The organism is Hydrogenophaga sp., from assembly GCF_030158645.1.
GTDB lineage: Bacteria > Pseudomonadota > Gammaproteobacteria > Burkholderiales > Burkholderiaceae_C > Hydrogenophaga.
The window spans coordinates 1-1,264 of record NZ_JAOASO010000143.1; the positions used below are offsets into that span (position 1 = coordinate 1).

2 protein-coding genes are annotated in these 1,264 nt (G+C 69.9%); both read right to left on the minus strand.

Annotation, left to right across the window (positions count from 1 at the left end; genetic code table 11):
* Window positions 1–454: aminotransferase class III-fold pyridoxal phosphate-dependent enzyme (locus Q1W68_RS15080; RefSeq protein WP_300717033.1), on the minus strand; the 454-nt coding region annotated here is incomplete at its 3' end.
* A gap of 49 nt (window positions 455–503) precedes the next feature.
* The coding region (locus Q1W68_RS15085; protein WP_300717034.1) for a bifunctional hydroxymethylpyrimidine kinase/phosphomethylpyrimidine kinase at window positions 504–1,264 on the minus strand (761 nt) is incomplete at its 5' end.

Sequence of the window (1,264 nt, forward strand, 5' to 3'; positions counted from 1 at the left end):
CCAGCAGCGCGTCGGCGTGGCCGTGGTAGCAGCCCTCGAACTTGACGATCTTGTCTCGGCCGGTCGCGCCGCGCGCCAGCCGCAGCGCGCTCATCGCCGCTTCGGTGCCCGAGCTGACCAGACGCACCTGGTCCATGCTGGGCACCAGCTTCAGGATCTCCTCGGCCAGCTCGATCTCGCGCTCGGTCGGCGCGCCGAACGAGAAGCCGTCGAGCGCCGCCTTCTGCACCGCGTCGAGCACGGCCGGGTGGCCGTGGCCGAGGATCATCGGGCCCCACGAGCCGATGTAGTCGATGTAGCGCGTGCCTTCGGCGTCGAAGATGTACGGCCCCTGCGCGCGCGCGATGAAGCGCGGCGTGCCGCCGACGGCGCGGAACGCGCGCACCGGCGAATTGACACCGCCGGGGATGACGCGCTGGGCGCGCTCGAACAGTTGGGCGTTGGTGGAGGTCATGGCGGTCGGAAGGCAGGTGAGCGGTGCCGGCGGCACCGGCATCGGGGCGTCAGTGGATGTGGCGGGTTCCGGGCGTGTCGGTGTCCGAGGGCTCGCCTTCGCCGCCCTCGTCTTCCTCACCGGGCGCCAGCGCCCAGAAGAAGCGGTCGGGGACGACGTTGCCCATGCCGGGCCGGAAACCTGCATCGAGCGCCTGGTCGAGGAAGGCCAGCGCTTCGCCGACCGCGGTGTGCAGCTCGCTGCCGGAGGCCAGCAGCGAGGCCAGCGCGGCCGACAGCGTGTCGCCGGCGGCGTTGAAGCTGGCATCGAAGCGCTCGAACTTTTCGCCGGTCAGCGCACCCTGCGACGACGCGAGCACGTTGTCCAGGTACTGGTCGGCGCTCTTGCTCTTGGTGACCAGCACACTCGTGACCAGCACGAAGTTGGCGCCGTGCTCCGCCGCAGCCACGGCCAGCTCGCGTGGTGACGTCGGGCGCTCGCCGTCCCAGTCGGGCAGCAGGAAGTCGGTCAGCGTCTGGTGACTGCCGACCAGCACTTCGGTCTGCGGCAGCACCAGTTCGCGGAAGGCATCGAGATAGGCCTGCTGCTGATCTTCCTCGAGCCAGGAGAGGTTGGGCATGTAGGCCACCAGCGGCACGTCCGGGTAGTCGGACAGGATTTCGGCCACAGCGCCGACGCCTTCGGCGGAGCCGAGGAAGCCGACTTTCCAGGCCGCGATCGTGATGTCCTCGAGCACGCAGCGCGCCTGCTCTGCCACCACGTCGGGTTCCAGCGCATGGTGGTCGAACACCTCGGCGGTGTCGCGCATCA